Annotated in this window: 7 protein-coding genes; 3 read left to right on the top strand and 4 right to left on the bottom strand. The window is 44.8% G+C overall.

Annotation, left to right across the window (positions count from 1 at the left end; translation table 11 throughout):
- Together folD and H6S82_RS16560 are read right to left on the bottom strand one after the other, a co-directional pair.
- Positions 1–698 (bottom strand): bifunctional methylenetetrahydrofolate dehydrogenase/methenyltetrahydrofolate cyclohydrolase FolD (gene folD / locus H6S82_RS16565; protein WP_191056436.1); only part of this gene is annotated, 698 nt, incomplete at its 3' end.
- 76 nt (positions 699–774) lie between these two features.
- Positions 775–990 (bottom strand): hypothetical protein, encoded by a 216-nt coding sequence (locus H6S82_RS16560; RefSeq protein ID WP_190474637.1) that lies wholly within the window; start codon positions 988–990, stop codon positions 775–777.
- A gap of 36 nt (positions 991–1,026) precedes the next feature.
- Here H6S82_RS16560 and H6S82_RS16555 point away from each other — a divergent pair, with 36 nt between their 5' ends.
- Positions 1,027–1,398 (top strand): hypothetical protein, encoded by a 372-nt coding sequence (locus H6S82_RS16555; RefSeq protein ID WP_190474634.1) that lies wholly within the window; start codon positions 1,027–1,029, stop codon positions 1,396–1,398.
- Positions 1,399–1,465: 67 nt separating this feature from the next.
- A complete protein-coding gene (locus H6S82_RS16550) occupies positions 1,466–1,906 on the top strand; it encodes an NUDIX hydrolase (RefSeq protein ID WP_190474632.1) in 441 nt (146 codons plus the stop codon).
- Between the two features lie 11 nt (positions 1,907–1,917).
- On the opposite strand, the gene H6S82_RS16545 is transcribed toward H6S82_RS16550, so the two are convergent.
- Positions 1,918–2,532, bottom strand: a complete 615-nt coding sequence (locus tag H6S82_RS16545) for a HEAT repeat domain-containing protein (protein ID WP_190474630.1) — start codon at positions 2,530–2,532, stop codon at positions 1,918–1,920.
- Between the two features lie 189 nt (positions 2,533–2,721).
- Entirely contained in the window at positions 2,722–3,006 is a 285-nt protein-coding gene (locus H6S82_RS16540; RefSeq protein ID WP_190474629.1) for a CopG family transcriptional regulator, read from the bottom strand.
- A 310-nt stretch (positions 3,007–3,316) separates the two neighbouring features.
- On the opposite strand from H6S82_RS16540, the gene mutS reads away from it, so the two are divergent.
- Positions 3,317–5,325 (top strand): DNA mismatch repair protein MutS (gene mutS, locus H6S82_RS16535; protein WP_199317900.1); only part of this gene is annotated, 2,009 nt, incomplete at its 3' end.

Genomic DNA, 5,325 nt, shown 5'->3' with positions numbered 1-5,325 from the left:
ACATCGACAACTACGGCTCCTGGCTTCACCATATCACCTGCGATCAAATTCGATCGCCCAACGGCGGCAATCAAAATATCGGCATTGCGGGTAATTGCGGCTAAGTCGTGAGTGCGAGAATGGGCGATCGTCACTGTAGCATCGGCTTCCAGCAACATCAATGCCATCGGCTTGCCTACTAAAATACTGCGTCCCACAACAACTGCTTGTTTGCCTTTGAGGTTAATCTGATATTCTGCCAAAAGGCGCATCACTCCAGCAGGCGTGCAACTTCGCAGTCCCGATTCCCCGCGCACCAAGCGCCCCAAGTTAACCGCGTGCAGTCCGTCCGCATCTTTATTGGGATCGATTTGGTGCAGCAAAGCTACCGCGTCGAGGTGGTCAGGTAGCGGCAGTTGTACTAAAATGCCATCAACCCGCTCATCTCGATTCAGTGAATGAATGACCTGTTCAAGTTCTGTTTGGGTAGTTTCTGATGGGAAATGCTGCCCAAACGAGGCAATTCCCACTTTTTCGCAAGCTCGCTCTTTGTTCCGCACATAGGCGGCACTGGCTGGGTTATCGCCAACCATTAGCACTGCTAAACCGGGCGATCTACCTATTTTACCTTGCAACTCGTGAATGCGTTGTTGCAATTCAGTTTGAATCTTTTGTGCAAGGGCTTTACCATCTAGTAATTGGGCAATTTGGGCGTCCATCAATGTTTAAGAGGCGTTCGTGTCTGAAGGCAATTCGCTCTACCATTTTCGCAGATTTAGTTAACCTTTTGATGTCTTACAGCGGTAAAAATTCCCGAATGACGATCGAAACTGTGCCGTCAAAAATCAAAAGCGTCGGGGCTAGGTAAAAGGGGCTAGGGGAAGAGGAAAAAAGGAAAAAATTATGAATTTTCTCCCATTCTCCCATTCTCCCACTCTCCCATTCCCCCCACTCCGCCAAGTTGTTATTTTTCTCTATGCCACATCTACCATTACTGACGTGAATTTTCATTTTTTCCGCCAAGTACATCGCTGAAGGAAAACTATCATGAAACCAGGCAAAATTGAAATATTGAAATTAGGCGCGATCGCTATGTTGCTGGGAGGAGTATTCGCTACTTTAATCGGTTTCTTTTGGACACCAAATGTTCCCGTTACTAAAATCAAAGATTTGGAAAAGCAGCGAGATAAAAAGTCTACTGTTTATATTAGGGGTAGGGTAATTAAGCAAGTTCCTTTTTTGGGAACGCGAGCTTACGAAGTGGAAGACTCAACTGGTACTGTTTACGTGATTACTAAAGACAAATTCCCAGCACAAAATCAGGAAATTACGATCGAAGGTAAAGTTCAGTATAAAAGTATACCTTTGGCTGGGCAGGAATTGGGCGAAATTTATATCAAAGAACAACAACGTTTATGATATAGCTAGGGGTTAGGGGTTAGGGGCTAGGGCGTCGGGAAGAAGAGAGAAGAAAAAAGGAAGAGTGATGAGTAAGGAATTAGCGCAAGTGGCGATCGCAATTCTATATCGGGATAACCAATTTCTCATGCAATTGCGCGATAACATCCCCAATATAGTATATCCCGGTCACTGGGCGTTTTTTGGCGGGCATATCGAGCCAGAGGAAGATCCAGAAGACGCGGTAAAGCGAGAACTGCTGGAAGAAATTGGCTACGCACCATCCACGGTATCATTTTTTGCTCATTACCGCGATAGCAAAGTTTTGCGGCACGTTTTTTACGCACCGCTTACCGTGGAATTGGAAGATTTAGTTTTGGGAGAAGGTTGGGATATGGGATTGATGACGCCAGAGGAAATTAGACAAGGGGAACGTTATTCGGAAAAAGCAGGAGAAGTGCGACCTTTAGGTTCTCCGCATCAAAGAATTTTACTCGATTTTATCGAGAAATGCAAGGTGATAGTTTGAGACGAGGGAATTTATGCGATCGACTCTAGCATAGCGATCGCAGTTTGAGCAGCCTGCCTAACATCAGGGTTAACATCTTCTAAAATTCGACGTAAGTAAGGAATCGCTTCCACTGCACCTAGCTCACCCACCTCATCTGCTGCATTTTCTCGTACTATGAAATCTTGGTCTTTAAATGCTTCTATTAGTAAAGGTAACGCCTTATCTGGATATAAGCGTGTTATATAGCGCAGCACACTACCTCTAACGTAAGGAGATGGATGCTTAAACAAAGTTAGGACTCGATCTACAGCATCTTTTTCCTCTATTCTACATAGACTATCAATTGCTTCGGCAACAATCATCGGCTGTTCATTTTCGAGATAGGAAAACAGTAAATTCCGAACACTAGGATAGTCTAATGGCGATTGGGAAAGCGCGAACAAAATAGCTTGCCACCTTGGCGGATATGTTTCTTTAGTTTGCCTGAGTAAAAAATCAATACCAGCTTTGCCTTTAACTGCGATTATACTGGCTAATTCTTGGTAGTAAACAACTGCATATTCCTCACCTTCAGGAGGATTTTGCCTAAAGCGATCGATCAGTTCTTCAAGATTTAGACGATCGAGTTCCGGGTAAAAACTCATAGAGATTGTCCTGCAACTCCAAAACTCTACATTTCACACAATTCACGGATTTCATTCAGCGTCATGTTATCAAAGATTCCGATTGGATTGCAAAGAAATAAGCTATTAAAGGAATTACTCTGTTTTTGCTTCAGTTGCAAGGCAGCCACAAGCTCAAACTGGTTCTCGCGATTCTATTACAGGAATTTGCTATAACAGCGATTTCTTGGCAAGATAGTGTTCATCGAGAGCGCGTCTTAGCATCATTTTAATCACAGCTTCACGACTAATTTTGAGTTCGTTAGCCATTTGGTCGAATTCGTTGAGCATAGGGGTGGGAATTTCTAGGTTTGTTGTCACTAAATCCTGTCGTCTTCGCGAACTCATTTGGCGGCGTGTTCCAACTCTTGTTGTCGTGGCATCAAAATATCGATCGATTACTTCTTCTCCTGCCTCAATTTTTTGTTCGAGTTCTTCAATAGAAATATTGTTCATAAATTTCTCTTTCCCTTTTCGTGCTTTTCCAATAAGTGAGTAAATGACTGAAAAAAGAGTATTACCCAGATATCCAATAGCAATAAATTGCTCTGGGTCATCTTTTATACCTGGTGAAGCAGGGTTCGAGCCATAGAAAGAAGTGCGATCGCCAAAAAAGTATGGGATGTGCCCGGTTACACATATAATAATGAGATGGGCATAAAACTGCCAACTGATACCCGGGCTGTAACTGTTGCGGAAGAATCGCTCTAAAAGTTCACCCCTTGCGGTAAAGTCAATAAAGGTTCACGCGATCGCCAGCGCATCCATGAGTTATTCCGCATCTACCCCTACCAACGCCAAAGGTGCTAAATTCGATCGAGCCGACATCCCCAACGCTGATTGTCGTCTGATAGATAAAGACAAACTCAGCAAAATGTACCACCACTACGTCGAGGTGAAGGATAAATATCCTCACGCTCTGCTACTGTATCGGGTGGGAGATTTCTTTGAAACATTTTTCCAAGATGCTATCACCGTATCGCAGGAACTAGAACTCGTCCTCACCAGCAAACACGCCGGCGAAGTCGGTCGAGTACCGATGACCGGTGTACCGCACCACGCCTGGGAACGCTACACCACCCAGCTAGTAGAAAAAGGTTACGCTGTGGTGATTTGCGACCAAGTAGAAGATTCCGCCGATGCGGTAGGATTGGTAAAGCGGGAAGTAACGCGAGTTCTCACACCCGGCACCTTGTTGGAAGAAGGAATGCTGAGTGCTAGGCGCAATAACTTTTTAGCAGCAGTTGTCATTGCTGGCAATCATTGGGGTTTAGCTTACGCGGATATTTCTACAGGGGAATTCCTCACAACTCAATCAGAAAAATTAGAGCATTTGACGCAAGAATTGATGCGCTTGCACCCAGCCGAAGTTTTAGTTCCTACAAACGCTCCCGATTTGGGCGCTTTGTTGCGTCCGGGAGAGAAATCGGCACATTTACCTGAGTGTTTGCCGCCATCATTTTGTTATGCTTTTCGTCCCCAAAGTCCCTTTAGTTTGGGTGAAGCAAAAGCGCGATTGGTACAAAAATTTAAAGTAAAATCTCTGGAAGGTTTGGGTTGCGAACATCTCCCCCTCGCCGTTCGCGCTGCGGGTGGTTTGTTGCAATATTTAGAAGATACCCAAAAAAGCAATCCCGTTTCCCTGCAACTGCTACGCACATACACCCACACAGATTATCTCATCCTCGATTACCAAAGTCGCCGCAATTTAGAAATTACCCACACAGTTCGAGATAACACCTTTCACGGTTCTTTGTTGTGGGCGTTGGACAGAACTACCACTGCAATGGGCGGACGTGCTTTGCGTCGCTGGTTGGTGCAACCATTATTAGATATTAAAGGAATTCGCGCCAGACAGGATACTATTCAAGAATTAGTAGAAAATAGTTCGCTTCGTCAAGAATTGCGTCAACTACTGCGGCAAATTTACGATTTGGAAAGGTTGAGTACTCGCGCCGGGTGCGGTACTGCCAATGCGAGAGATTTAGTCGCTTTAGCTGTTTCATTGGAAAAGTTACCGACATTAGCTAATTTAGTTGCCGATGCCCGTTCTCCCTACCTGAAAGCGTTGCAGAAAGTATCGCCGATATTAGAACAGTTAGCAAGTCAAATTAATGCTCATATATTAGAATCTCCTCCCCTCCATCTCAAGGAAGGCGGATTGATTCGGTCAGGCATAAATGGCGAATTAGATGAAATGCGGGTGGGTGCGGAAGACGATCGCAAATGGCTGGCCAATCTAGAAGCAACCGAGAAATCGCGCACGGGCATTTCTAACCTGAAGGTTGGCTATACCAAATCATTCGGATATTATATCAGTATTTCGCGCTCCAAAGCAGACCAAGTTCCAGAAAATTATATCCGCAAACAAACTCTCACGAATGAGGAACGTTACATCACTCCGGAACTGAAGGAAAGAGAAGCCAGAATTCTGACGGCGCGTGAAGATTTGAATAAGCTGGAATACGATATTTTTGTAGCTTTAAGGGCAGAAGTAGCGGAACAGGCAGAATTAATTCGCAATATCTCCCGCGCTGTTGCTGCTGCGGATGTGTTGTGCGGTTTGGCAGAGATAGCGGTGTATCAGGGTTACTGTCGTCCCAATATGGTAGAAGGGCGAGAAATTACGATTATTGATGGGCGACATCCGGTAGTGGAACAATCTTTGCCGACTGGTTTCTTCGTGCCGAATTCGACACAGTTAGGTCAAGAGTCAGTCGCAAAGAAAACAAATGACAACGAAATATTGACAAATGACCGTCCCGCTTTAATTAT

It is taken from the genome of Planktothrix sp. FACHB-1355, from assembly GCF_014748295.1.
Lineage (GTDB): Bacteria > Cyanobacteriota > Cyanobacteriia > Cyanobacteriales > Aerosakkonemataceae > Aerosakkonema > Aerosakkonema funiforme_A.
Note: the sequence above shows the minus strand (reverse complement) of the source record. Positions and strands in the feature narration are given on the sequence as shown.

What these genes read in the sequence shown, in the direction of transcription:
- H6S82_RS16560 (WP_190474637.1), bottom strand. Translation starts at nt 990, where the DNA reads ATGAAAATTCACGTCAGTAATGGTAGATGTGGCATAGAGAAAAATAAC.
- H6S82_RS16555 (WP_190474634.1), top strand. Translation starts at nt 1,027, where the DNA reads ATGAAACCAGGCAAAATTGAAATATTGAAATTAGGCGCGATCGCTATG.
- H6S82_RS16550 (WP_190474632.1), top strand. Translation starts at nt 1,466, where the DNA reads ATGAGTAAGGAATTAGCGCAAGTGGCGATCGCAATTCTATATCGGGAT.
- H6S82_RS16545 (WP_190474630.1), bottom strand. Translation starts at nt 2,532, where the DNA reads ATGAGTTTTTACCCGGAACTCGATCGTCTAAATCTTGAAGAACTGATC.
- H6S82_RS16540 (WP_190474629.1), bottom strand. Translation starts at nt 3,006, where the DNA reads ATGAACAATATTTCTATTGAAGAACTCGAACAAAAAATTGAGGCAGGA.